Source organism: Bradyrhizobium sp. USDA 3650 (assembly GCF_054057395.1).
On the sequence record NZ_JBSRZG010000001.1, the window covers coordinates 1,754,667 to 1,778,893 of the forward strand.

Here is a 24,227-nt window from a genome sequence, read left to right on the forward strand (position 1 = left end):
TCATTGCAGGAGCGGGGACCGCAAGTCGAGGGTCAGCGGAAACTCATTTGTGCGTTCCTCAGGCGGCGGCTGCATCGGGCCCGGCGTATGGCCGTGGTCCTGGAAGCGCGCCAGCCGCCGCGCCTCGGCCTCGTAGGTGTTGACGGGCTTGGTGTCGTAGCTGCGGCCGCCGGGATGGGCGACGTGATAGACGCAGCCGCCGAGCGAGCGGCCGTTCCAGGTGTCGATCAGGTCGAATGTCAGGGGCGCGTGAACGGGAATGGTCGGATGCAGGCCGGAGGCCGGCTGCCAGGCCTTGAAGCGGACGCCGGCCACGGCTTCGCCGGAGCGGCCGGTGGCGGTCATCGGCAGACGGCGGCCGTTGCAGGTGACGATATGGCGGCCCTCGACGAAGCCTTCCGCCTTGACCTGGAGCCGCTCGACCGATGAGTCGACATAGCGCACGGTGCCGCCGGCCGAGCCCTCCTCGCCGAGCACGTGCCAGGGCTCCAGCGCCTGACGCAGCTCCAGCGTCACGCCGCCATGATGGATGCGGCCGAAGGCGGGGAAGCGGAATTCGAGCTGGGCCAGATACCATTCAGGCTCGAACGGATAGCCGGACTGCTTCAACTCGGTCAGCACTTCGAGGAAATCCTCCCAGATGAAGTGCGGCAGCATGAAGCGATCATGCAGCGCGGTGCCCCAGCGCACGAACTTGCCTTGTTGCGGCTCGCGCCAGAATTTCGCGATCAGCGCGCGGATCAGCAGCTGCTGCGCCAGCGACATGCGTGGATCGGGCGGCATTTCGAGCGCGCGGAATTCGACCAGGCCGAGCCGGCCGGTCGTGCCATCAGGTGAATAGAGCTTGTCGATGCAGATCTCGGCACGATGGGTGTTGCCGGTGATGTCGACAAGGAGATGCCGGAACAAGCGATCCACCAGCCACAGCGGCGCCTGAACGCCCGGCGGCGGCACGTGCGTGAGCGCGACCTCGAGCTCGTAAATGCTGTCGTGGCGGGCTTCGTCGATGCGCGGTGCCTGGCTGGTCGGGCCGATGAACAGGCCGGAGAAGAAATAGGACAGCGCGGGATGCCGCTGCCAGTGCAGCACCAGGCTCTTCAACAGATCAGGCCGGCGCAAGAACGGCGAGTCCTGCGGGCTAGAGCCGCCGACCACGACATGATTGCCGCCGCCGGTGCCGGTGTGGCGGCCGTCGACCAGGAAGCGGTTGGCGCCGAGGCGTGTCTTGCCGGCATCCTCATAGAGCCCGACGGTGATGTCGACCGCCTCGCGCCAGTTCTTTGCCGGCTGGACGTTGACCTCGATCACGCCGGGATCGGGCGTCACCTTGATGACGTCGACACGCGGATCGAACGGCGGCGGATAACCCTCGACATGGACCTGGAGCTGCATCTCCTCGGCCGTGGCTTCGAGCGCCGCGATCATCTCGAGATAATCCTCGATCTGCTCGACCGGCGGCATGAAGGCACAGAGCACGCCGTCGCGAACCTCGACCGACATCGCGGTGCGGACCGGGACAGAGGTGTTGAGCTCTTCGGGCTCGAGCCGCTCCGGCGAGTCCGGACGCGCCGGAAGGCTGAACACCGGCAGCTTGCCGCGGGCCTCCATCGGATCCCGCTCGACGATGTAGGGATATTGATCGGGCGCGACATAGCCCAGCGAGTCCAGCGGCAGGCGCAAGCCGAGCGGCGAATCCCCCGGCATCAGGAACAGATGACTGCGCCGGAGCTGCCAGCGCTCGCTGCGCCAGCGCGGCGCCGCATTCCAGCGCTGCACCGGCAGCACGAAGCCGCGAGGGTTGTTGAGACCCTGCTCGAACACCCGCGCCATCCGCGCGCGGGCCTCCGGATCGGACAATTTGGAATCGGACGGATCGACGTTGACGGGAAGCTCCGATTCCTTCTGCAGCCAGTACGCGGTGTCCTCATAGGCCGGCATGATGTAGCCAGGATCGAGCCCGAGCCGCAGCGCCGTGCCCTCCACGAACGCCTGGACGTCCTTGGCCTGCGCCGGCCGCGGATTTTCGATGCTGGCGATGAGGTCGGCATTCTTCCAGATCGGCACGCCGTCCTTGCGCCAGTACAGGCCAAAGGCCCAGCGCGGCAGGCTTTCGCCCGGATACCATTTGCCCTGACCGAAGTGCAGCAGGCCCCCGGGTCCGAAACGCGCGCGCAGGCGGCGGATCAGATCGTCGGCGAGCCCGCGCTTGGTCGGACCGACGGCGTCCGTGTTCCACTCGGCGCCTTCGAGATCATCGACGGAGACGAAGGTCGGCTCGCCGCCCATGGTCAGGCGCACGTCCTGCGCCGCAAGATCGCCGTCGACCTGCTCGCCGAGATCGTTGAGCCGTATCCAGGATTCATCCGAGAACGGTTTTGTGATGCGCGGCGCCTCGCGAATGCGCTTGACGCTCATGTCGAAGGCGAATTCGACCTCGGCAAAACCGGCGCCGCCGGAGATCGGTGCGGCCGAGCGGTAGTGCGGCGTCGCGGCGACCGGGATGTGGCCCTCGCCCGCAAGCATGCCCGAGGTCGCGTCGAAGCCTATCCAGCCCGCGCCCGGCAGATAGACTTCGGCCCAGGCGTGCAAATCGGTGAAATCGTTCTCGACCTCCGGCGGCCCCTCGATCGGATCGATGTCGGGACGGACCTGGATCAGATAGCCGGAGACGAAACGGGCGGCGAGACCGAGGTGCCGGAAGGTCTGGATCAGGAGCCAGGCAGAGTCGCGGCACGAGCCGGCCGCGGAGGAGAGCGTCTCCTCCGGCGTCTGCACGCCCGCTTCCATGCGGATGACGTAGCCGATCCTTTTCTGCAGCTCCCTGTTGAGATCGACCAGGAAGTTGACGGTGTTCGGGGCTTCGTGCGGGATCGTGTCGAGATATTTCGCGAACAGCCGATCGGGCTTGACGGTCTCGAGATAAGGCGCGAGCTCCGTCTTGAGATCTTGCGTATATTCGAACGGAAAGCTGTCGGCATAGGGCTCGACGAAGAAGTCGAACGGATTGACCGTGGTCATCTGCGCCGTGAAATCGACCTCGATCTTGAGCTCGGTCGTCTTCTCCGGGAAGACGTAACGGGCGATCCAATTGCCCAGCGGATCCTGCTGCCAGTTCACGAAATGATTGGCCGGCGTGACCTTGAGCGAATAGCTCAGGATCGGCGTGCGGGTATGCGGCGCCGGCCGCAGACGGATGGTCTGCGGGCCGAGATCGATCGGGCGGTCGTATTTGTAGTGCGTGACGTGGTGTAATGCGACGTAGATCGACACGGGGTGCGGTACTCCAGCAGCTTTTTTGAGCAGAACACCGCTGGTGACCTCGATCAAGCACTAACAACGGGCAAAGGGTGCCTACGCAAGGTGCGGGCGGTCGCTTTCTTCCTTCTCCCCTTGCGGGAGAAGGTGGCGCGAAGCGCCGGATGAGGGGTATGTCTCCGCGAATTCCGGCGTGAGAGGTGCGCGCGGAGAGAGACCCCTCACCCGTCTCGCCGCAAACGCGGCGAGCCACCCTCTCCCACAAGGGGAGAGGGGAAGAATGCGCGTCCTCTCCGCGATGTCCTACGCCGCTGACGTCAGCCGCTGCAAAAACTGCGTCACCTCGCGCCGGAGCGTCTCGACCTCGCCATGGACGCGTTCGGAGGCGCTGTTGACGCGGCTTGCCACGCGGCCGGTGTCGGCGGCGGCTTCGCTGATGCCGGTGACGTTGGCGGACATTTGCGAGGTGCCGGCCGAGGCTTCCTGGACGTTGCGGGCGATCTCCCGGGTGGCGAGCCCCTGCTGCTCGATCGAGGTCGGGATCGAGGCGGTGATGGCGTTGATCTCAGTGATGGTCTGCGCGATCGCCTCGACGGCGGCGACCGAATTGGTGGTCGATTGCTGCATCTCGCCGACCTTGGCGCTGATCTCCTCGGTCGCCTTCGCGGTCTGGTTGGCGAGGCTCTTGACCTCGGATGCGACCACGGCGAAGCCGCGGCCGGCCTCGCCTGCCCGCGCGGCCTCGATGGTGGCGTTGAGCGCCAAGAGATTGGTCTGCGAGGCGATCGCGCTGATCAGCTTGACGACATCGCCGATCCGCATCGCCGCGTCCGCGAGTGTGCGGATCTCGCTGCCGGCACGATTGGCTTCGTTCACCGCCCGCCCCGTGCTCGTGCTCGAGCCCGCCACCTGGCGGCTGATCTCGGCGATCGATGATGCGAGCTGCTCCGCGGCGCTCGCGACGGTGGCGACGTTGCGCGAGGCCTGGTCGGACGCACTGAGCACGCCGGAGGTCTGCCGGCTGGTCTTCTCGGCCGCCGCCGCCATCTGGCCGGCGTCGGATTCAAGATCGGTCGCCGCGCCCATCAGAGTGCCCGCGACCTGGTCGAGATGCGTGCCGAACTGGTTTGCGAGGTCCGCGATCTCGACCACGCGACGGCCGAGGCTGTCGGTGCCGGAATTGATGACGGTGGCTGAACGGCGGAACGAGCCGGGTAATCCGCGCGCGAGGATCTTGCGGAAATATTTGCCGCGGCTCGCATAGTCCATCGACGCCGAAGCTTCCCGCAAATAGGCATCGGTGATGTCGAGCATGTCGTTGACCGACTTCTGAATGGCGCCGATCCGTCCGGCCTGGCGGATGCTGAGGATGCGCGCCTCGAGATCGCCACGTGCCGCCTTGCAGCACACGTCTGCCGCCTCGTCGACGGCCACCGCCGTGCGGTGCTGGCACCAGATGGCATAGGCGAGCAGCACGACCGTCGCGCCAAGCAACGCCGCACCGGAAATTCCAGTCGCCCCAGTCAGCGAGAGCACGAACGCAACGAGGGCAAGAACGGATGCGAGCGCGGTCGCTCCCTGCGCCTTAGAGAGAGAGCACAAATTCATCGTAGCCGACACCCTGTTGCTTGAGCAGCCCGACCATCGCCTCGAAGCCCGCATGCATGCCGTCCTTGGCATTGGCATGCCGCGCCTCTTCCGCGCACAGCGCCTTGTAGATCGGCTTGATACGCTCGATCTGCGCGGGATCGGGCTTGCGACGGTTGGAGTGATAGCCGACGATATTGCCACGCTCGTCGAATGTCGGCGTGACGTGGGCGAACACCCAGTAGTGGCTGCCGTCCTTCGCGAGGTTGACGACGTAGGCGAAGATCTCCTGCCTGGACTGAAGCGTGTCCCACAGCAGCTTGAAGACGGAGCGTGGCATCTCGGGGTGGCGGATCAGGCTGTGGGGCGCGCCCATCAGCTCGTTCCAGGAGTACTTCGCCATGCGGATGAAGACATCGTTGGCGTAGGTGATGCGGCCCTTGAGATCGGTCTTCGACACGATCAGCTCCTCCTCTCCGAGGAGATTTTCCACGCCGGTCGGCCGTATCGCACGCGTCATCGTCGACGAATCCTCACGAAGGGCGAACGCCCCACATGAGTGGAGCTCGCATCCCTCCTGGGATTACGGCAGAAGATGTTAATCAGGTGTGACCGCGGGAACCCCCGTGTTCACTTGACGGCTCCGTATCATTACTTAGGAGCGTCGCTTGCCGTGCAGGGTTACCGCCGACGCGCAACGAGGAATTACATCGTCGCGCCCAGCACCCAGGGCGCGAACTCGGCGCCGCCGAAATCAAAACTCTCGCTCTTGGTCGGCTGTCCGGACGCGGTCTTGAGGATAAGATCGAAAATGCGCTGGCCGCACTGCTGGACGCTCTCCTCGCCTTCGAGGATGGTGCCGCAATTGACGTCCATGTCCTCTTCCATGCGCTTGTACATCGGCGTGTTGGTGGCGAGCTTGATCGAGGGCGCCGGCTTGCAGCCGAACACGCTGCCGCGGCCCGTGGTGAAGCAGACCAGATTGGCGCCGCCGGCGACCTGCCCGGTCGCGGCGACGGGATCGTAGCCAGGCGTGTCCATGAACACGAAACCCTTCTTGGTGATGGGTTCGGCGTAGCGCAGCACCTCGACGAGGTTGGTAGTGCCGGCCTTCGCCATCGCGCCGAGCGACTTCTCCAAAATGGTGGTGAGACCGCCGGCCTTGTTGCCCGGGCTCGGATTGGCGTTCATCTCGGCGCCTTCGCGCGTCGTGTATTCGTCCCACCAGCGCATGAGATCGACCAGCTTCTCGCCGACTTCGCGGCTGACGGCGCGGCGCGTGAGCAGATGCTCGGCGCCATAGGTCTCCGGCGTCTCCGACAGGATCACGGTGCCGCCGTGACGCACGATGAGATCGCTGGCCGCACCCAGCGCCGGATTGGCGGACACGCCGGAATAGCCATCCGAGCCGCCGCATTGCAGCGCCACGGTCAATTCGCTGACCGGAACGGACTCGCGCTTGACCTTGTTGGACTCCGCGAGTGCCTCGCGCACGAAGGCGATGCCGGCTTCCACCGTCTTGCGGGTGCCGCCGACCTCCTGGATGTCCATCGCACGCAGACGTCCTGCGAGCTTCTGCTCTTCCATCAGGCCGCCGATCTGGTTCACTTCGCAGCCGAGGCCGAGCACGATGACGTGGGAGAAGTTCACGTGCCGCGCATAGCCACCGAGCGTGCGGCGGAGCAGCGCCAGGGGCTCGTTCTGCGTCATGCCGCAGCCGGTCTTGTGGGTCAGCGCGACCACGCCGTCGACATTGGGGAAGTCGGCCAGCGGATTGTCGCCGGTGAACGGATTCTTCTTGAAGACGTCGGCGACGAGGCTTGCGACATGCGCGCTGCAATTCACCGAGGTCAGGATGCCGATGTAGTTGCGCGTGGCGACGCGGCCGTCCGGGCGGCGGATGCCTTCGAAGCTTGCCGGCAGATCGAAATTCGGCGTCGGTTTGACGTCGGCGCAATAGGCATAGTCCTTGGCGAAATCGCCCATGCCGCAATTCCGCACGTGCACGTGCTGGCCCGGCGCGATCGGCACCGTCGCAAAGCCGATGATCTGGCCGTAGCGGATCACCGGCTCGCCCAATGCGATCGGCTTGACCGCGACCTTGTGGCCGGAAGGAATGCGCTCGACCGTCGTCACGCCGTCGGCCACCAATGTTCCCGGCGGCAGGCTTGCGCGCGCGATCAGCACGCCATCATCGGGATGCAGGCGAATGACGGGGCTGATGGTCATGGGAGGTCTCCTTGGTCTTCTTTCTTCACCTCTCCCCGTTCTTACGGGGAGAGGTCGGATCTCGCCCGGCGATGCATCGTCCGGGGCGATCCGGGTGAGGGGCAAGCGGCGCGCTCGATCGTTGGATTAGTCGTGTTGAGAGAGCCCCTCACCCTAACCCTCTCCCCGTAAGAACGGGGAGAGGGAAAAGGGAAGAGATCAGGCCTTGCCGCCGGAATCCTTCCGGGTGGCGTTGACCTGCATCTTGGCGTAGGTCGTCATCAGGCCGACCTCGTTCGAGAGCGTCACCAGCTTGAAGCCCATGTTGATGGCGCGCGCGGCACCTTCGGCGCCGCTGCAATGGATGCCCGGGTTGAGGCCGCGCTTGCCGCACTCCTTGATGATCTTCTCGTAGATCGCCAGGATCTCCGGCTCGGTGCGATCGAGCTTCGGCTCGAGGCCGTAGGAGAAGCCGAGGTCGGACGGGCCGATATAGACGCCGTCGATGCCTTCGACGTCGAAGATCGCTTCCATGTTCTCGACCGCGGTTTTGGTCTCCATCATCGGCAGCAGGACGATGTCGTCGTTGGCCGTCTTCTGGTAGGAGCCCGCGGTGCCGTACATGCCGGCGCGGATCGGGCCGTTGGAGCGGACGCCCTTCGGCGGGTACTTGGCATAGGAGACGAGGTTCCTGGCTTCCTGCGGGGTGTTGACCATCGGGCAGATCACGCCATAGGCGCCGCCATCGAGCACCTTGCCGATGATGCCGGGCTCGTTCCAGGGCACGCGGACCATCGGCGTGATCGGATGCTTGTCCATCGCCTGGAAGCACTGCACCATCGACAGATAATCCTGCACGCCGTGCTGCATGTCGACGGTGACGCTGTCGAAGCCGCATTGCGCGATCATCTCGGCCGAGAAGCCGGAGGGAATCGCGAGCCACGCGTTGACCACGGCCTTGCCCGATTTCCAGATTTCCTTGACCTTGTTCGCCACGTTGCCTTCCTTCTTTGTTGTTTGGACCTTCGTCACCATGACGAGCGCCGCGACAGCACGATGCCGTTATTTGCGCGAACCCGACTGCCGCGCTACGCTCGCGATGACGCAAGGTTTCACTTGGCAAAGACGGCGCTATCCGTTCCGCGCGCCGATTTTCGAGCTATCGGCTCGGGCGGCACTTTGAGCGAAAAAGCACGTCAATGTCCATTGCTGTCGCTACGCGCTCGCGCATATCTGCTTTCACTCCTCGGCACTTGCTTCCTCGCCCGCGCCAAGCCCTGCGAGACTTTGTTCGAGCTCGCCGAGCATCTCCTGCAACTCGACGAGCTTGCGTGCGCCAAAGCGTCGCGTGATCTCCGCATAGATCGCTTCGGAGGACGGCGCCACGGAGGCCATCAGCTTCACGCCCTTTTCCGAGATCGAGACCATGCTGCGGCGCTGGTCCGCCTTCGCGGTCTTGCGCTCGATCAAATTGCGCGCCTCCAGATCGCGCAGGATCCGCGACAGGCTTGGTCCGAGCAGGAATGCGGTGCGCGCCAGTTCCGTGACCTCGACCGTGTCGATCGCCGCGAGCGCGCGCAGAATGCGCCATTGCTGCTCGGTCAGGCCATGCTCGCGGAGCGAGGGACGGAATTGCCGCATCACCGCTTCGCGCGCCCGCAGCAGCGACATCGGTAGCGAGCGCGAGAAGTCGCGCATCGGCACCTGCCACACGGCGGGCTCGCTTCCGTTCGCAGGATCAGCCGGTCTCTTCACCATGACGCCCCTTCATGCCGCAAAACGTTTGCAGTGCAGCAAGCCAATTTGCGATTGACGCATTCACTTAACATGTTAAGTATCTTCCCGCACCACGATTTGTAAGATCACAAATGGCGCTTTCCAACGACGATATCCGAGCTTGCGCGAACCGTCTGCACCAGGCGGAAAAGACCCGTACACAGATCCGGCAGCTCTCGCAGGACTTTCCCGACATCAGCATCGCTGACGCCTACGCGATTCAGAAGGCCTGGGTCGACGTCAAGATTGCCGAGGGGCGCATCGTCAGGGGACACAAGATCGGCCTGACCTCGAAGGCGATGCAGAGCGCGCTTGGCATCAACGAGCCGGATTCCGGCGTGTTGCTGGACGACATGTTCTTTGCCGATGGTGGCCTCGTCCCGACCGAGCGCTTCATTGCGACGCGCGTGGAAGCCGAGCTCGCCTTCGTCATGAGCAAGCGCCTCGCGGGCCCCGACTGCACGCTATTCGACGTGCTCAACGCCACCGACTTCGTGGTGCCGGCGCTGGAGATTCTGGACACGCGGATCGAGCGCGTCGATCCTCGGACCAAGGCGACGCGAAAGATCTTCGACACCATTGCCGATAAACGCGGCGAACGCCGGCATCGTGCTCGGCGGACGGCCGATCCGCCCGCTGGAGGCTGATTTGCGCTGGATCGGCGCGCTGTGTTTCAAGAACGGCCAGCTCGAAGAGACCGGACTTGCCGCCGGCGTGCTCAACCATCCCGCCACGGCCGTTGCCTGGCTCGCCAACAAGATCGCGCCGCTTGGGCTAGCGCTCGAGCCCGGACAAATCGTGCTCGCCGGCTCCTTCATCCGTCCGATCGAGACCCGCAAGGGCGACACAATTCAAGCCGATTATGGCGCCTACGGCTCGGTCAGCTGCTACTTCGCTTAGACGAACAAGAACACGCTACAAGACTACAGAGGGAGTGAAACCGCGATGCCGCATTTCACGATCGAATATTCGGCCAATCTCGACGAGCGCCTCGACATCGGCGCGGCGTGTGAGGTGGTGCGCAAGGCGGCGGTCGAGACCGGCATCTTCCCGCTCGGCGGCATCCGCGTTCGCGCCGTCAGATGCGAGCATTATGCGATTGCGGACGCGCGGCAGGACTACGGCTTTCTCGACATGGTGCTGCGCATCGGCGAAGGCCGCGATCTGCCAACCCGCAAGAAAGCCGGCGAACACGTGTTCCAGGCGCTCTCCCGCCATCTCGATCCCGTCTTCGCAAGCTCGAAATTCGCCCTCTCGTTCGACATGCAGATCAACGACAAGGACACGAGCTGGAAGCGCAACAACATTCACGAAGCCCTGAAAGCGGAGGCCGCCCATGGATAAGCCCACGCCGAAAGCCGATGTGTTCCAGGCCAATCGCGACCGCATCGCACCGCTGCTGAAGACGCTGCGGGCCGACGGTATCGGCCACATGATCGACGGCAAGATCGTGCCGTCGATCTCAGGCGAGACCTTCGAGACCAAGTCGCCGGTCGACGGCGCCACGCTCGCAAGCGTCGCCCGCGGCAGCGCCGAGGATGTCGATCGCGCCGCCACCGCTGCTTCGCTGGCCTTCAAATCCTGGCGCGACATGGGCCCAGCGATGCGGAAGAAGCTGCTGCATCGCGTCGCCGACGCCATCGAGGACAATGCCGAGGACATCGCGGTGCTCGAATGCATCGACACCGGCCAGGCCTATCGCTTCATGGCCAAGGCCGCGATTCGCGCCGCAGAGAATTTCCGCTTCTTTGCCGACAGATGCGGAGAGGCGCGCGACGGCCAGAACACGCCGAGCGACGAGCATTGGAACGTCTCGACGCGCGTGCCGATCGGCCCGGTCGGCGTGATCACGCCGTGGAATACGCCGTTCATGCTTTCGACCTGGAAGATCGCCCCTGCCCTCGCCGCCGGCTGCACCGTCGTGCACAAGCCGGCGGAATGGTCGCCGGTCACGGCGGCCATTCTTGCAAAGCTCGTCAAGGAAGCAGGCGTGCCCGACGGCGTGCTCAATACCGTCCACGGCTTTGGCGAAGAGGCCGGCAAGGCGCTGACCGAGCATCCCGCCATCAAGGCGATCGGCTTCGTCGGCGAAAGTTCGACGGGCTCCGCGATCATGGTTCAGGGCGCGCCCACCTTGAAGCGCGTGCATTTCGAGCTCGGCGGCAAGAACCCGGTGATCGTGTTCGACGACGCCGATCTCGACCGCGCGCTCGATGCCGTCGTGTTCATGATCTACTCGCTCAACGGCGAGCGCTGCACGTCGTCGAGCCGCCTGCTGATCCAGGCCGGCATCGCCGAGAAATTCATCGAGAAACTCACGGCGCGCGTAAAAGCCCTGAAGGTCGGCCATCCCCTCGATCCCGCCACCGAGATCGGGCCGCTGATCCACGAGCGTCATCTGGCGAAGGTGTGCTCCTATTTCGACGTCGCCCGCCAGGACGGCGCGACGATCGCGGTCGGCGGCAAGGCCTATGACGGCCCGGGCGGCGGACATTACGTCGAGCCGACCCTGGTGACCGGCGCACACGGCAAGATGCGCGTGGCGCAGGAAGAGGTGTTCGGCCCCTTCCTGACCGTGTTGCCCTTCAAGGACGAAGCAGACGCGATCGAGATCGCCAACGACATCCGCTATGGCCTGACCGGTTATGTCTGGACCAACGATGTCGGCCGCGCGCTGCGTGTCGCGGATGCGCTGGAGGCCGGCATGATCTGGCTGAACTCGGAAAACGTCCGCCATCTGCCGACGCCGTTCGGCGGCATGAAGGCATCAGGCATCGGCCGCGACGGCGGCGATTACTCGTTCGACTTCTACATGGAAACCAAGCACGTCTCGCTGGCGCGGGGCACGCACAAGATTCAGAAGCTGGGAATCTAACGCTCGCGGTTCCTCGACGCGCGAAGCGCCAAAGGGGAATGACCGAGTCTAGAGAGGGGAACCGCAATGCCCGTACCGCAACATATCTTCGAGCCGCCGTTCAACATCATCCGCTCCAGCCACGCCGTGCTGGACGTCACCGACCTGAAGCTCAGCCGCGAGTTCTATGAAAGCGTTGTCGGCCTGCATGTCGAGGACGCCGACGACAAGGTCGTCTATTTGCGCGCCGCCGAGGAGCATCAGCATCACTCGCTGGTGTTGCGCAAGGCGGCGGCGCCTGCCTGCAACCGCCTCGGCTTCAAGGTCGGCAATGACGGGGATCTGGACAAGGCTGCAAAGTTTCTGTCCGAGAACGGCCTGGGCTACGCCTTCGTCGATCAGCCCTTCCAGGGCCGCACGCTGCAGTTCACCGATCCCTTCGGCTTCCAGATCGAGCTATATGCGTCGATGGACCGGCGGCCGCACCTGCTGCGCCGCTACGATCTCTACAGGGGCTGCCATCCGCAGCGGCTCGACCATTTCAACGTGTTCGCCGCCGAAGTGCAGGACACCGTTGAATTCTATGCCCGGCTCGGCTTTCGCCTCACCGAATACGCCGAGGAGGACGGACCGAACGGGCGCATCGCCGCTGCCTGGATGCATCGCAAGGGCAATGTCCACGATTTTGCCATCACCAACGGCAAGGGCCCGCGGCTGCACCACTTCGCGTACTGGACGCCGACGGCGATGAACATCATCCACCTCTGCGACGTCATGGCCTCGCAGGGTTTCGTCAAGAACATCGAGCGCGGTCCCGGCCGCCACGGCATCTCGAATGCGTTCTTCCTCTACGTCCGTGACCCCGACGGACACCGGCTCGAGCTCTACACCAGCGACTATTTCACCGGCGATCACGACCACGAGCCGCTGCGCTGGTCGCTGCGCGATCCGCGCCGCCAGACATTGTGGGGCGCGCCTGCCCCGCGCTCCTGGTTCGAGCAGGGCTCGCCGTTCGCTGGCCAAGCCGTGCGTGAGCCGAACTTCGTGGCCGACGTGCTGGTGGCGGATTAAGCAATGACCCTCCCTCGCCTCGCCACCTACTCCGTCAGGGGCGCCATCAGCTACGGCGCCGTCGTTGACGGCGGCATTGTCGATCTCTCCGCGCGCCACGATAAAGACTATCCGACGCTGCGCGAGGTGATCGCCGCAGGAAAGCTCGCGAGCCTCGCCGAGGAGGCCGCCGGCCGCACGCCCGATCACGCGCTCGGTGACATCATCTGGCTGCCGCCGGTGCCGGCGCCGGAAAAGATCATCTGCATCGGCGTCAACTACCCCGACCGCAATGCCGAGTACAAGGACGGCCAGGACGCGCCGAAATATCCGAGCATGTTCATGCGGAGCCCACGCTCCTTCGTCGGCCACGACACGCCGCTGGTGCGCCCACGCGCCTCAGCGCAGCTCGACTATGAGGGCGAGATCGTGCTGGTGATCGGCAAGGCCGGCCGGCACATTGCGGAAAGTTCTGCGCTCGAGCACATCGCCGCGCTCACGCTCTGCAATGAAGGCTCGGTGCGCGACTGGCTGCGCCATGCAAAGTTCAACGTCACGCAGGGCAAGAACTTCGATTCCAGCGGCAGCCTCGGCCCGTGGCTGGTGCCCTACACGCAGGAATCGCAGGTCGCCGACATCCGCCTCACCACGTACGTCAATGGCGAGCTGCGGCAGGACGACCGCACCAGCCGATTGATGTTTCCGTTCCGCTATCTCATCAGCTATATCTCGACCTTCGCGACGCTCGTTCCCGGCGATATCATCGTCACGGGCACGCCAACCGGCGCCGGTGCGCGGTTCGACCCGCCGCGTTATCTGAAGCCCGGCGATGTTATCGAAGTCGCGGCCGAGGGCATCGGATCTTTACGCAACGGCGTCGTCGACGAAGCCTGAACAATAATCGAAATGGAATAATGCCATGACCACCCTCACCGGCGGCGAAGCGATCGTAAGCGGCCTCGTCGCCCATGGCGTCGACACCGTGTTCGGCCTGCCCGGCGCGCAGGTCTACGGCCTGTTCGACGCGTTCCACCAGGCCCAACTCAAAGTGATCGGCGCGCGACACGAGCAGGCCTGCGGCTACATGGCGTTCGGCTACGCGCGTTCCAGCGGCAGGCCCGGCGTGTTCAGCGTGGTGCCCGGCCCCGGCGTGCTCAACGCCAGCGCCGCACTGCTCACCGCCTTCGGCTGCAACGAGCCGGTGCTGTGCGTCACCGGCCAGGTGCCGACGCAGTTTTTGGGCAAGGGCCGCGGCCATCTGCACGAGATGCCGGACCAGCTCGCGACCTTGCGCACCTATGTGAAATGGGCGGACCGGATCGAATATCCCGGCAACGCGCCGACCACCGTCGCGCGCGCCTTCCAGGAGATGACATCCGGACGGCGTGGCCCCGCCTCGGTCGAGATGCCCTGGGACGTCTTCACCCAGCGCGCGGATACGGCCGCCGCAAAGGTGCTGGAGCCCTTGCCCGCGCCGCAGCCCGACCCTGATATGATCAAGCAGGCGGCCGCGCTGATCAGGAACAGCAAGGCGCCGATGATCTTCGTCGGCAGCGGCGCAATCGAGGCGCGCGAGGAGATTCTCGAACTGGCCGAGATGATCGACGCGCCCGTCGTCGCCTTCCGCAGCGGCCGCGGCATCGTCTCCAATGCACATGAGCTTGGACTGACCATGGCGGCAGCTTACAAGCTGTGGCCGACAACCGATTTGATGATCGCAATCGGCACGCGCGCCGAGCTGCCGGCGTCGGGCTTCCGCTGGCCGTATCAGCCGAAGGGGCTGAAATCCATTCGTGTCGATATCGATCCGGCCGAGATGCGCCGGCTCGCTTCCGATGTCGCTATCGTCGCCGACGCCAAAGCCGGCACGGCCGATCTCGTCGCAGCCGTGAAGAAGGCCGGCTATGCCAGGACCAGCGGCCGGCGGGGAGAGATCCGCGAGGCGACTGCGGCGGCGCAAGCCGAGATCCAGCGCATCCAGCCGCAGATGGCGTATCTCAATATCCTGCGCGAGGTGCTGCCGGCGAACGCGATCGTGACAGATGAATTGTCTCAGTTCGGTTTCGCCTCCTGGTACGGTTTTCCGATCTACGAGCCGCGCACCTTCATCACATCAGGCTATCAGGGCACGCTCGGCTCGGGCTTCCCGACCGCGCTCGGCGCCAAGGTCGCCAATCCCGACAAGCCGGTGGTGGCGATCACCGGCGACGGCGGCTTCATGTTCGGCGTGCAGGAGCTCGCCACCGCCGTGCAGTTCAACATCGGCGTGGTGACGCTGGTGTTCAACAACAACGCCTACGGCAATGTCCGCCGCGACCAGCGCGAGCGCTTCGACGGCCGCGTGGTGGCGTCCGATCTGGTCAATCCGGATTTCGTCAAACTCGCGGAGTCCTTTGGTGTCGCGGCAGCGCGCGTCACCGCGCCGGACCAGTTCAAGGCGGCGATGGAGAAGGCGCTGGCGCATGGCGGGCCGTATCTGATCTCGGTGGAAGTGACGCGCGACTCGGAAGTCAGCCCGTGGGCGTTCATTCACCCGCCGAAGCCTTGAGGTGAACGCCGCCCTGTAGCCGCGCTGCCGCGATAACCAGCAAGCCCGCGCCTGCGACCGCCCAGCAGGCGACCGGGGCCCAGTGCAGCAGCGGCGCGTAGTCAGGCATTTTCTGCAAGCCGCCGGCGACCGCCGCCATCCGCGCGAAGGTTCCGAGTGCGAGCGCCGAGAAAACGAGGCCGGTCACCTTTCCCTCCGCGCCGGTCGAGCCGATGGCCAACGCAGCCGAGATCGCGCTCATCAGCATGCAGCCCCACGCCGCTCCGGCGAGAAACTGCGCGATGATCAGCGTGTTGAGGCTGCCGGCGAATTCGGCCGCAGCAATCGCGACCGCACCAAGCAGTCCGGCCGCGCCCATCACGATCACGCCGCCACGGTGCTTGACGACGAGGCTTGCCGGAAACATCGCAATGTTGAAACCGATCCAGAACACCGGCATCAGCCATTGCAGCTCATCCGGCTTGGCAAAGCGCAGATAGAACGGCGCGCTGTTCAGAGCGAAGTGCAGCTGATAGCCGAGCGCCAGCGCGACCATCGCGACGATGAAAATAATGGACGTCATGCCGAGCGGCTTTGCCGCCTCGGCCGGCAGGGGCGACGACGTGTCCCGCACAACATCGTGTTCGATCCGAGACAGTCCCAGCGCCGTGAGCAGCAGCACGACGCTGGAGAGCACGAACGGCAGCCGCGCATCGTGCTCGCGCATCACCACACCGAGATAGGGCGAGACTGCGCCGGCGACGCCATAGCCGAGCATCGCGAGCGCGGCGAGGAACGGCACCTGCGGCCGGGCGCGGTATTTGCCGAGCAGGGTCAGCGGCGGCGCGCGCAGTGCGGACGAGGTGATCGACCAGACCACGATCAGGGCAATGAACCACCCCTGCGCGGCCACGCCGCGCCCTGCGACGAACGGCAGCGCGACGAACGCGCCGCAGGAGATCGCGGCCAGGAGCCCGACGAACAGGCCAAGCCTGCCGAGATGGGGAGCGATCTTGTCGGCGGCGATCCCCATCGCGGTGTCGGCGATGGTGAAGATCGCCTGGTCCAGCATCAGGATGAGGATGACGGCTGATGGCGCGATGCCGACCTCAGCCGCGAGCTTTGGCAGATAGATGACGTAGGTGGTCCAGCCAAGCGTGAACGCCAGTTGCAGCACGGCCAGATACAAGCCGGTACGGTTGGCCGCGCCAGTGCCGGCCGAGAGCTGTGTGGTCGCCATATCGCCGTCTCCCCCGCCGGAAGCTTAGACGAGCGGCGGCTGCGAGGAAACGCGTCAGCGGACCTTTCGGAACGTCAAATTGATCCGCTTCCGCCCCAGCAACGCATGCTCGCCGTCGGCGAGCGGCGCGACGCCGTGATAGGCGAGCCGTGACGGCCCGCCCCAGACCACGACATCGCCATGGATCAGCCGGAAGCGGCGCGGCTTGTCGTTGCGTGCCAGGCCGCCGAACAGGAAGGTCGCAGGCAGCCCGAGCGAGACCGAGACGATTGGCGCGGAATAATCCAGCTCGTCCTTGTCCTGATGCAATGACAGCCGCGTGCCGGGCTCGTAGCGGTTGACGAGGCAGGCATCGGGCGCAAAGCCTGTAAAGCCGCCCTGCTCCGCGGCGCGCAACGCCAGATCGCGGAGCACCGGCGGCATCGCCGGCCACGGCGCCCCGGTTCGCGGGTCGATGGGATCATAGCGATAGCCGGTATGATCGGTGATCCAGCCGCGCTCGCCGCAATTGGTCATGGCGACCGACATCAGATGCCCGCCGGGCGTTGTCATGCGGCGGAACGGCGATTGCGCCACGATGGCGCGTACGGCTTCGATCAGTTCGCTCTCGATCGGCTTGACGAAGCCGCGCAACAGCACAGCGCCGTCGGCGATCTGCTCGCGCGACGGCTGGGCTTCGGCGACATTGTCGAACAAATCCGCCATCAGCGGCAGCGTTTATTTCGCATCGTGGAAGATCACACCCAGGGTGTGGCGCTGGCCAGAGCGAATCCGGCTGACGCCATGGCGGAGATTAACGCGGTAGGTGCCGCGTGTCCCCTGGACCGGGCGATGATGCACGGCAAAAGCAACCGCGTCGCCTTGCGCGAGCGGAACCACTTCGGCGCGGGACTGCATGCGCGGGCGCTGCTCGGTCAGCACGAACTCGCCACCGGTGAAATCGCGGCCGGGCTCGGACAAGAGGATCGCGACTTGGAGCGGGAACACGTGCTCGCCATAGAGATCCTGATGCAGGCAGTTGAAATCGCCCGCCTCGTATTGCAGCAGCAGCGGCGTCGGCCGCGCCTGCCCGGCCTGGTGGCAGCGCTGCAGAAACGCCGCGTGTTCGGCGGGATAGCGGATGTCGATCCCCATCGCCTCGTTCCAGCGATTGGCGATGCCCTGGAGATGCGCGTAGAGCGCCGGGCGCAATTGCGCGATCAGGTCGGGCAGCGGGTAGGAGAAATATTTGTACTCGCCGCGGCCAAAGCCGTGGCGGCCCATGACGATGCGGCTGCGGAAGTTGGCGTCGCCGGGATAGAGCGCAGCGACGGCGCGGCATTGGTCCGGCGTGAGCAGGCCCTTCAGGAGCGCGCAGCCGTGGGTGTCGAGTTCGGCGGTGATCTGGGGCCAGTCCAGGGTATCGACATGGGCGGCGAGGTCGGCTGTCGGGGATTGAGGCGATTTGCGTGCTGTTGCTGTCATGGTTCTGACCTTCGCAGGACCGCCCCGTCCTCTACCACCCGATTCCCGTCTCTCCCCCCGTCATTGCGAGCGAAGCGAAGCAATCCAGATTCCGTCCGCGGAACCAGTTTGGATTGCTTCGTCGCAAGGGGTCCTCGCAATGACGGCGGAGAGACTTCAGCCCCTCACCGGCAGCGTCACCACGTCGTAGCCGTGCTTGATCGTGCGCTTCAGCACGGGGTCTTCCAACTCGAAATCGAAACGGTCGGCGGGGCGGATACCGCCTTTCGCCGCAAACGTGCCGCCGAACATGGCGCAGCCGTCGGGAAATTTCCCTCCCTCGAAGCCACGCGCGATCAAGTCAGCGACCGGCAGCATCGCGTCGAGCGTGCCCTCCTGGTAGAGCACGCGCTCGCCCTTGATGGTGGCCCAGGAGCGCAGGATCATCCTGTCCCAATGGCCGATGACGTCCTCGAGTTCCCACAGTGTAGATGCGATCGGCTTGTCGCACATCTGCTTTGACACCGTGACGCTGTAGGCCTCGACCTTGCGGTCGGTGTGGTCGGAGCCGCAACCGACGAAAATACGGCCCTGCCAGCCGATCAGCACGAATTCGACCTCGCCGCTGGAATCGCCGCCAGTGCACTCGATGCTGTCTTCCATTGTCAGGCGCCGCGCCGAGGCACGGTAGTAGATCGGCGTCGAGGCCGGCGGGGCGATACCCATCTCCTGCAGCTCGGCAATGTGCTTGTCGCGCGCGACCGGATCGCGGCCGGTCCAGCCGGCGATGACCATCTGGTCGATCGCCAGCGTCAGCGGCGTGGTGGTGTCCTGGGCGTCGACGGTGAAAGTCAGGTCAAACACGAATTACAGCCTCCATGCCGGCAGCAAGCTCGAAGATACGGCGGTCCGATCCGCCCGCGCCCGCCAGCATCAGGCCGACCGGAATCTCGCCCTCGCGATGCGCAGGCAGCGAGATGGCGCAGCCGTCGATCATGTTGATCAGGGTGCAATTGCGGAGCGCCCGCAGGTTTTCCCTGGTAAATGCCTTGTCGTCGGCAAGGTCCGAAATTTTCGGCGGCGTGTTGGCGGTGGTCGGCAGCACCAGCGCGTCATAGGGCGCGACGCGCGCATTGACGCGGGCGATCAGCGAGCGGCGCTCGTGGAGGAGATCGATGTAGTCCGCCGCGCTCTGCGCCTCGCCACGCATGATGCGCACGAAGACTCTGGGATCGTAGACGTCGCCCTTGGACGTGAGGAGATAGCGATGCCAGGCATAGCTTTCGGAAGCCGCAAAGCCGCCCTTGGCGTTCATCGGCCCGATGTCGTGGAATTCGGCCATCTCGATGCGCTCGATGATCGCACCGTGATCGGCAAGGCTCTTGAGCGCCCGCTCGAATGTCGCGGCCACGGCCGCGTCGAGATCGTCCAGCGCAATCGTGGTCGGCACCGCCAACCGCATGCCCTTGACCGGGCGCGGCTTCAGCGGAGCGATCGGCTCGTTCGCGAGCACGGAATCGAGAATGGCACAGCAACTGACCGATCGTGCCAGCGGCCCGATGCTGTCGAGCGAGAACGACAGCGGCACGGCACCGTCGAGCGGCACGCGCCGCTGCGTCGGCTTGTAGCCGACGATGCCGTTATAGGCCGCCGGAATCCGGCAGGAGCCGCCGGTGTCGGTGCCGAGCGCGCCATGCGCCATGCCGTCGAGCACGGACACTGCGGCGCCCGAGGACGACCCGCCGGGCACGTGGCCCTCGGCCCGGTTCCAGACGCCCTTTGGCGTGCCGTAATGCGGATTGATGCCGATGCCGGAATAGGCGAACTCGGTCATGTTGGTGCGCCCGATCACGACGAAGCCGGCCTTGCGCAGCCGCGCCACCGTGGGGGCATCCTGTTCGGCCGGCGAGGAATCGTCGAGCGCGCGGGAGCCGGCGCGCGTCACCTGGCCCTTGATGTCGAAGAGATCCTTGATCGAGACCGGGATACCGGCGTAGCGCGACGGTGCCGCCTTCACCTTGCGCAAACCGTCCATCGCATCCGCCGCCACGAGCGCGGCATCCTTGTCGACGTGGATGAAGGCGCGCTGCCCCTCGCCGGCCGGATCGGCGATTTTGGCGATGCAAGCCTCGACCAGCTTGCGGGAGCTGGTGCGGCCGCTTTCGAGGTCTTCGGCGAGCTTCGTCAGTGTCGAAAAATCAGGCATGTCTGTCTCACGGAATATTTGCGCGCAATGTATAGCGCTGCCTCACTTCGACACAAGCATTGTGCGCATGATGGCATGCATGCGCATTGCTGGACCGTTGACGCGCCATGGTCGATTGTCGCATCAAGATCGCAAGAGCCGGGCTAAGCTTGGCCTTGGGAGGACCTGCCGAGATGGCCGAACCGCAGCGCGCGCGACCGAAACCGACGCCCGAGACCCAGCATTTCTGGGACGGCACCAGAGCGGGCGAGTTGCGCCTGCAGCGCTGCGACGCCTGCGCGCATGTCTATTTCCCGCCTCGCCCGTTCTGCCCGTCCTGCGCCTCGCGCAAGGTCAGCATCTTCAAAGCGAGCGGCAAGGGCTTTCTCTACAGCTACGTGATCAACCACCGTCCCGCCGCGCCCGGCTTCACGCCGCCTTACGCCATCGCGGTGGTCGAGCTCGACGAGGGGCCGCGGATGATGAGCAACATCATCGACTGCCCGCAGACGCCGGAGGCGCTCGAGCTCGACATGAAGCTCGAGGTCGCCTTCGAGGCCCTCGACGACAAGATCACCCTTCCCGTATTCCGTCCGGCGAAGGGGTAAGCCCATGCGCAGCAACCAAGTTGCCGTCGTCGGCGCGGCCGAGACCACCGAGCTCGGTGTCATCCCCAACGCCTCGCAGCTCCAGCTTCACGCGGACGCGGCGCTCAATGCCATTGCCGATGCCGGACTGAAGCTGTCGGACATCGACGGCTTCGCCACCGCGGTCGAAACGCCGCAACAGGTTTGCCACTATCTCGGCATCAAGCCGACCTGGGTGGACGGCACATCGGTCGGCGGCTGCTCGTTCATGCTGCACGTCCGCCATGCCGCCGCGGCGATCGAGGCCGGCCTGTGCAAGACCGTGCTGATCACCCATGCCGAGAGCGGCAAGTCGATGATCGGCAAGGCGCCGCGCTCGATTCCCGCCGACAGCCTGCAAGGCCAGTTCGAGGCGCCGTTCGGCGTCTACGGACCGCCTAGCATGTTCCCGATCCCCGTGCTGCGCTTCATGAAGACCTACGGCATCACCCACGAGCAGCTCGCCGCGGTCGCGGTGGTGCAGCGGGAATGGGCGGCGAAGAATCCGCGCGCGATGATGAAGGACCCGATCACGGTCGCCGACGTCCTCAACTCGCGCATGATCGCCTATCCGTTCCGCCTGCTGCAATGCTGCCTCGTCACCGACGGGGGCGGCGCGCTGATCCTGACCTCGGCCGACCGTGCCAAGGATTTCCCGCGCAAGCCGGTCTACATCATGGGCACCGGCGAGAGCGTGGAGACGCCGATGGTCAGCCAGATGGAGACTTTTAATTCCTCGCGCGCGTTCAAGACCGCCGGTCCTCTCGCCTTCAAGGAAGCCGGCATCGCGCACAAGGACGTCGACCATCTCATGATCTACGACGCGTTTGCGCATCTGCCGCTGTTCGGCCTCGGCGATCTCGGCTTCATGCCGCATGAGGAGACCGGCAAGTTCATCGCGGACGGCAACACGCGGCCTGGCGGCAAGCTGCCGCTCAACACCAATGGCGGCGGCTTGAGCTACATGCATTCGGGCATGTACGGCATGTACGCGCTCCAGGAGAGTGTCCGGCAGATGCGCGGCATTGCGCCGGCGCAGGTGGCGAATGCGAAGATTTCGGTGTGCCACGGCGTCGGCGGCATGTTCGCCGCGTCGGGCACGATCGTGTTTACGAACGAGAGGTAATGAGCTGCTCGCCTCTCCCTCTCCCCGTTCTTACGGGGAGAGGGTTGGGGTGAGGGGCTGCTTCCACACACTCTGACTCGCGGAGAGTCCCCCCCTCACCCGGATCGCATCTTCGATGCGATCCGACCTCTCCCCGCAAGCGGGGCGAGGTAAGACAACAGGAGAATCCACATGAGCAAATCACTGCAAGACAAGGTCATCATCGTCACCGGCGCAGGCCGCGGCATCGGGCGGGAGATCGCGCTGCTCTGCGCTGGCGAGGGTGCCAAGGTCGTCGTCAACGATCCCGGCGTCGCCGCTGACGGCGCCGGCACCAGCGCCGCGCCCGCCGAGGAGGTGGTCGAGGAGATCAAGAAGCGCGGCGGCACCGCCGTCGCCAATTTCGAGTCGGTGGCCGAAGCCATCCCGGCGAGCAAGATCGTGAAGACCGCGACCGATCATTTCGGCCGGCTCGACGGCGTGGTCAACAATGCCGGCATCCTGCGCGACATGATCTTCCACAAGATGAGCGTGGAAGCGTTCGAGGCCGTCATCAAGGTGCATTTGATGGGCTCGTTCTACGTCAGCCACGCCGCAGCGCGAATCTTCCGCGAGCAGGAGTCCGGATCGTTCGTGCACTTCACCTCGACCTCCGGCCTGATCGGCAACTTTGGCCAAGCCAATTACGCCGCCGCCAAGCTCGGCATCGTCGGCCTGTCGAAGTCGATTGCGCTCGACATGGGTCGCTTCAACGTCCGTTCCAACTGCGTCTCGCCGTTCGCCTGGACCCGCATGATCGGCACCATCCCGACCGAGACCGAAGCCGAGAAGGCGCGGGTCGAGAAGATCAAGCAGATGGGACCGGAGAAGATCGCGCCGGTCTGCGCCTATCTGCTCTCCGATGCCGCCAAGGACGTCTCCGGGCAGATCTTCGGCGCACGCATGAACGAGCTGTTCCTGTTCAGCCAGAACCGTCCGCTGCGCTCGGTGCATCGGAGCGAAGGTTGGACGCCGCAATCGATCGCGGAACACGGCATGCCGGCGCTGAAGGGCTCGTTCTACAAGCTCGACCGCTCCGCCGACATCTTCCCGTGGGATCCCGTGTAAGGATCCCGCCTGGCCGCATTTCCGGCATTTCTGCCCTGCGATCTCCGGCTATCTGAGTCCGGAGATCGCTCCGCTTTACGCCCGATTGCTGGCGGATCATTTCCTCCCAACACAACTTTGGGAGGAAACCATGACAAGAATATTGACCAACTCCGACGACACGACTGCAAGCAGCGGCCTCGCCCGCCGCACTCTGCTCAAGGGCGCCGCGACCGTCGCCGCATCCGCCCTGCTCGCCTCACGTGCGGACGCCCGCGACTTCGGCGCCAACGCCGAGCCGCAGCGCTATCCCGACCCTGACATCATCGCCATCGATCCCAAGCGCTTCAAGGCCAAGGTCGGCAACACCGCAATCAAGCGGCTCTATACCGGCTGCCTGTGGGCGGAAGGGCCGGCGTGGAATGCGCAAGGGCAATATCTGGTCTGGAGCGACATCCCGGCCAACCGGCAGCTGCGCTACCTCGACGACGACGGCCACATCTCCGAGCAGTTCCACAAGCCGTCGAACGAGGCCAATGGCAATTCGTTCGATACCGAGGGGCGCCAGCTCAGCGCCGAGCGCACCCGGCTCGTCCGCTACGAGCACGACGGTTCGGTGACGACGCTGGCCGAGCAGGCCGGCGGCAAGCCGCTCAACGGTCCGAACGACATGGTGGTGCATCCCAACGACAAGGCGATCTGGTTCACCGATCCCGGCTACGGCGCGATCAGTATCTACGAGGGCAAGCTTGCCAATACCGGTTCGCTGCAGCCGCATCAGAAGGAAGCGGTTTATCGCATTGATCCGCAGAGCGGCCAGGTCGCGAAGGTGGCCGACGAGCCGTTCAAGCCGAACGGCATCGCTTTCAGTCACGACTACAAGAAGCTCTATGTCTGCGACACCGGCATCACGCATTATCCCGAAGCCAAGAACGTGGTGTGGTCGTACGACATCGATGGGGCGAAGCTTTCGAACCCGAAGAAGCTGATCGACATGACGCTCGACGGCAAGTCAGGCTTCCCCGACGGCCTGCGCGTCGACACTGAGGGCAACATCTGGGTCGGCGCCGGCTGGGTCGGACCCGGCTATGACGGCGTGCAGGTGTTCGCGCCAAACGACGGCGCGCGCATCGGGCAGATCCTTCTTCCCGAGACCTGCGCCAATGTCTGCTTCGGGGGCAAGAAGCGCAACCGCCTGTTCATGACCGCGAGCCAGTCGCTCTATGCGGTGTATGTGGAGACGCAAGGCGCGCATTTCTGTTGAGGGGACACCGCCCTCTCCACG

The 24,227-nt window shown here is 65.0% G+C and carries 20 protein-coding genes and 1 pseudogene; 10 read left to right on the forward strand and 11 right to left on the reverse strand.

What is annotated here, in order from left to right; genetic code table 11:
• The 6 genes from ACVIN2_RS08395 to hpaR form a co-directional block, all read right to left on the reverse strand.
• Positions 1 to 3,270: a transglutaminase family protein gene (locus ACVIN2_RS08395; protein WP_456765238.1), complete on the reverse strand. Its 3,270-nt coding sequence runs from the start codon at positions 3,268 to 3,270 to the stop codon at positions 1 to 3.
• Between the two features lie 288 nt (positions 3,271 to 3,558).
• The gene (locus ACVIN2_RS08400; protein WP_456765239.1) at positions 3,559 to 4,863 is read right to left on the reverse strand and encodes a methyl-accepting chemotaxis protein; all 1,305 of its coding nucleotides are present in this window, start codon (positions 4,861 to 4,863) and stop codon (positions 3,559 to 3,561) included.
• Complete coding sequence (locus tag ACVIN2_RS08405) at positions 4,841 to 5,362, reverse strand: PAS domain-containing protein (protein ID WP_456765240.1); 522 nt, start codon at positions 5,360 to 5,362, stop codon at positions 4,841 to 4,843. Before ACVIN2_RS08405 ends, ACVIN2_RS08400 begins: the two co-directional genes overlap by 23 nt.
• Positions 5,363 to 5,547: 185 nt before the next feature.
• A complete protein-coding gene (locus ACVIN2_RS08410) occupies positions 5,548 to 7,071 on the reverse strand; it encodes a UxaA family hydrolase (protein ID WP_456765241.1) in 1,524 nt (507 codons plus the stop codon).
• 198 nt (positions 7,072 to 7,269) lie between these two features.
• On the reverse strand, positions 7,270 to 8,046 hold the full coding sequence (locus ACVIN2_RS08415; protein WP_018456947.1) for an HpcH/HpaI aldolase family protein: 777 nt from the start codon (positions 8,044 to 8,046) through the stop codon (positions 7,270 to 7,272).
• A 243-nt stretch (positions 8,047 to 8,289) separates the two neighbouring features.
• Positions 8,290 to 8,808, reverse strand: a complete 519-nt coding sequence (gene hpaR / locus ACVIN2_RS08420; RefSeq protein WP_456765242.1) for a homoprotocatechuate degradation operon regulator HpaR — start codon at positions 8,806 to 8,808, stop codon at positions 8,290 to 8,292.
• A 110-nt stretch (positions 8,809 to 8,918) separates the two neighbouring features.
• On the opposite strand from hpaR, the pseudogene hpaH reads away from it, so the two are divergent.
• From hpaH to ACVIN2_RS08450, 6 genes and pseudogenes are all read left to right on the forward strand, one after another.
• Positions 8,919 to 9,726 (forward strand): annotated as a pseudogene (gene hpaH / locus ACVIN2_RS08425) (2-oxo-hept-4-ene-1,7-dioate hydratase).
• A 45-nt stretch (positions 9,727 to 9,771) separates the two neighbouring features.
• Complete coding sequence (locus tag ACVIN2_RS08430; protein ID WP_456765243.1) at positions 9,772 to 10,170, forward strand: 5-carboxymethyl-2-hydroxymuconate isomerase; 399 nt, start codon at positions 9,772 to 9,774, stop codon at positions 10,168 to 10,170.
• Entirely contained in the window at positions 10,163 to 11,701 is a 1,539-nt protein-coding gene (gene hpaE / locus ACVIN2_RS08435) for a 5-carboxymethyl-2-hydroxymuconate semialdehyde dehydrogenase (RefSeq protein ID WP_456765244.1), read from the forward strand. The genes ACVIN2_RS08430 and hpaE overlap by 8 nt, the downstream gene beginning before the upstream one ends.
• 66 nt (positions 11,702 to 11,767) lie before the next feature.
• Positions 11,768 to 12,751, forward strand: coding sequence for a 3,4-dihydroxyphenylacetate 2,3-dioxygenase (hpaD, locus tag ACVIN2_RS08440; RefSeq protein ID WP_027568982.1), 984 nt, complete (start codon positions 11,768 to 11,770; stop codon positions 12,749 to 12,751).
• A 3-nt stretch (positions 12,752 to 12,754) separates the two neighbouring features.
• The gene (locus tag ACVIN2_RS08445) at positions 12,755 to 13,624 is read left to right on the forward strand and encodes a fumarylacetoacetate hydrolase family protein (protein WP_456765245.1); all 870 of its coding nucleotides are present in this window, start codon (positions 12,755 to 12,757) and stop codon (positions 13,622 to 13,624) included.
• Positions 13,625 to 13,649: 25 nt separating this feature from the next.
• Positions 13,650 to 15,278 carry a thiamine pyrophosphate-dependent enzyme gene (locus ACVIN2_RS08450; RefSeq protein WP_456765246.1) on the forward strand — a complete coding sequence of 543 codons (1,629 nt, stop codon included), beginning with the start codon at positions 13,650 to 13,652 and terminating at the stop codon, positions 15,276 to 15,278.
• On the opposite strand, the gene ACVIN2_RS08455 is transcribed toward ACVIN2_RS08450, so the two are convergent.
• The 5 genes from ACVIN2_RS08455 to ACVIN2_RS08475 all read right to left on the reverse strand — a co-directional run bounded on the left by ACVIN2_RS08455 (position 15,256) and on the right by ACVIN2_RS08475 (position 20,146).
• On the reverse strand, positions 15,256 to 16,497 hold the full coding sequence (locus ACVIN2_RS08455) for an MFS transporter (RefSeq protein WP_456765247.1): 1,242 nt from the start codon (positions 16,495 to 16,497) through the stop codon (positions 15,256 to 15,258). The two genes, ACVIN2_RS08450 and ACVIN2_RS08455, sit on opposite strands and share 23 nt — an antisense overlap.
• Before the next feature lie 54 nt (positions 16,498 to 16,551).
• The gene (gene alkB, locus ACVIN2_RS08460; protein WP_456769673.1) at positions 16,552 to 17,205 is read right to left on the reverse strand and encodes a DNA oxidative demethylase AlkB; all 654 of its coding nucleotides are present in this window, start codon (positions 17,203 to 17,205) and stop codon (positions 16,552 to 16,554) included.
• A gap of 9 nt (positions 17,206 to 17,214) precedes the next feature.
• A complete protein-coding gene (locus ACVIN2_RS08465) occupies positions 17,215 to 17,961 on the reverse strand; it encodes a 2OG-Fe(II) oxygenase (protein ID WP_456765248.1) in 747 nt (248 codons plus the stop codon).
• A 156-nt stretch (positions 17,962 to 18,117) separates the two neighbouring features.
• A complete protein-coding gene (locus tag ACVIN2_RS08470) occupies positions 18,118 to 18,804 on the reverse strand; it encodes a DUF2848 domain-containing protein (RefSeq protein ID WP_456765249.1) in 687 nt (228 codons plus the stop codon).
• Positions 18,797 to 20,146 (reverse strand): amidase, encoded by a 1,350-nt coding sequence (locus ACVIN2_RS08475; RefSeq protein WP_456765250.1) that lies wholly within the window; start codon positions 20,144 to 20,146, stop codon positions 18,797 to 18,799. The genes ACVIN2_RS08470 and ACVIN2_RS08475 overlap by 8 nt, the downstream gene beginning before the upstream one ends.
• Before the next feature lie 173 nt (positions 20,147 to 20,319).
• Here ACVIN2_RS08475 and ACVIN2_RS08480 point away from each other — a divergent pair, with 173 nt between their 5' ends.
• The 4 genes from ACVIN2_RS08480 (at position 20,320) to ACVIN2_RS08495 (ending at position 24,206) form a co-directional block, all read left to right on the forward strand.
• Entirely contained in the window at positions 20,320 to 20,733 is a 414-nt protein-coding gene (locus ACVIN2_RS08480; protein WP_456765251.1) for a Zn-ribbon domain-containing OB-fold protein, read from the forward strand.
• A 4-nt stretch (positions 20,734 to 20,737) separates the two neighbouring features.
• A complete protein-coding gene (locus ACVIN2_RS08485) occupies positions 20,738 to 21,877 on the forward strand; it encodes a thiolase C-terminal domain-containing protein (RefSeq protein ID WP_456765252.1) in 1,140 nt (379 codons plus the stop codon).
• A 171-nt stretch (positions 21,878 to 22,048) separates the two neighbouring features.
• Positions 22,049 to 22,963, forward strand: coding sequence for an SDR family oxidoreductase (locus ACVIN2_RS08490; protein ID WP_247288650.1), 915 nt, complete (start codon positions 22,049 to 22,051; stop codon positions 22,961 to 22,963).
• 130 nt (positions 22,964 to 23,093) lie between these two features.
• Entirely contained in the window at positions 23,094 to 24,206 is a 1,113-nt protein-coding gene (locus tag ACVIN2_RS08495) for an SMP-30/gluconolactonase/LRE family protein (RefSeq protein ID WP_456765253.1), read from the forward strand.
• Positions 24,207 to 24,227: the final 21 nt, after the last annotated feature.

What these genes read in the sequence shown, in the direction of transcription:
- ACVIN2_RS08445 (WP_456765245.1), top strand. Translation starts at nt 12,755, where the DNA reads ATGACCCTCCCTCGCCTCGCCACCTACTCCGTCAGGGGCGCCATCAGC.
- ACVIN2_RS08475 (WP_456765250.1), bottom strand. Translation starts at nt 20,146, where the DNA reads ATGCCTGATTTTTCGACACTGACGAAGCTCGCCGAAGACCTCGAAAGC.
- ACVIN2_RS08430 (WP_456765243.1), top strand. Translation starts at nt 9,772, where the DNA reads ATGCCGCATTTCACGATCGAATATTCGGCCAATCTCGACGAGCGCCTC.
- ACVIN2_RS08450 (WP_456765246.1), top strand. Translation starts at nt 13,650, where the DNA reads ATGACCACCCTCACCGGCGGCGAAGCGATCGTAAGCGGCCTCGTCGCC.
- ACVIN2_RS08485 (WP_456765252.1), top strand. Translation starts at nt 20,738, where the DNA reads ATGCGCAGCAACCAAGTTGCCGTCGTCGGCGCGGCCGAGACCACCGAG.
- hpaD (WP_027568982.1), top strand. Translation starts at nt 11,768, where the DNA reads ATGCCCGTACCGCAACATATCTTCGAGCCGCCGTTCAACATCATCCGC.
- hpaR (WP_456765242.1), bottom strand. Translation starts at nt 8,808, where the DNA reads ATGGTGAAGAGACCGGCTGATCCTGCGAACGGAAGCGAGCCCGCCGTG.
- ACVIN2_RS08490 (WP_247288650.1), top strand. Translation starts at nt 22,049, where the DNA reads ATGAGCAAATCACTGCAAGACAAGGTCATCATCGTCACCGGCGCAGGC.
- ACVIN2_RS08495 (WP_456765253.1), top strand. Translation starts at nt 23,094, where the DNA reads ATGACAAGAATATTGACCAACTCCGACGACACGACTGCAAGCAGCGGC.
- ACVIN2_RS08400 (WP_456765239.1), bottom strand. Translation starts at nt 4,863, where the DNA reads ATGAATTTGTGCTCTCTCTCTAAGGCGCAGGGAGCGACCGCGCTCGCA.
- ACVIN2_RS08465 (WP_456765248.1), bottom strand. Translation starts at nt 17,961, where the DNA reads ATGACAGCAACAGCACGCAAATCGCCTCAATCCCCGACAGCCGACCTC.
- ACVIN2_RS08480 (WP_456765251.1), top strand. Translation starts at nt 20,320, where the DNA reads ATGGCCGAACCGCAGCGCGCGCGACCGAAACCGACGCCCGAGACCCAG.
- hpaE (WP_456765244.1), top strand. Translation starts at nt 10,163, where the DNA reads ATGGATAAGCCCACGCCGAAAGCCGATGTGTTCCAGGCCAATCGCGAC.
- ACVIN2_RS08410 (WP_456765241.1), bottom strand. Translation starts at nt 7,071, where the DNA reads ATGACCATCAGCCCCGTCATTCGCCTGCATCCCGATGATGGCGTGCTG.
- ACVIN2_RS08405 (WP_456765240.1), bottom strand. Translation starts at nt 5,362, where the DNA reads ATGACGCGTGCGATACGGCCGACCGGCGTGGAAAATCTCCTCGGAGAG.
- ACVIN2_RS08455 (WP_456765247.1), bottom strand. Translation starts at nt 16,497, where the DNA reads ATGGCGACCACACAGCTCTCGGCCGGCACTGGCGCGGCCAACCGTACC.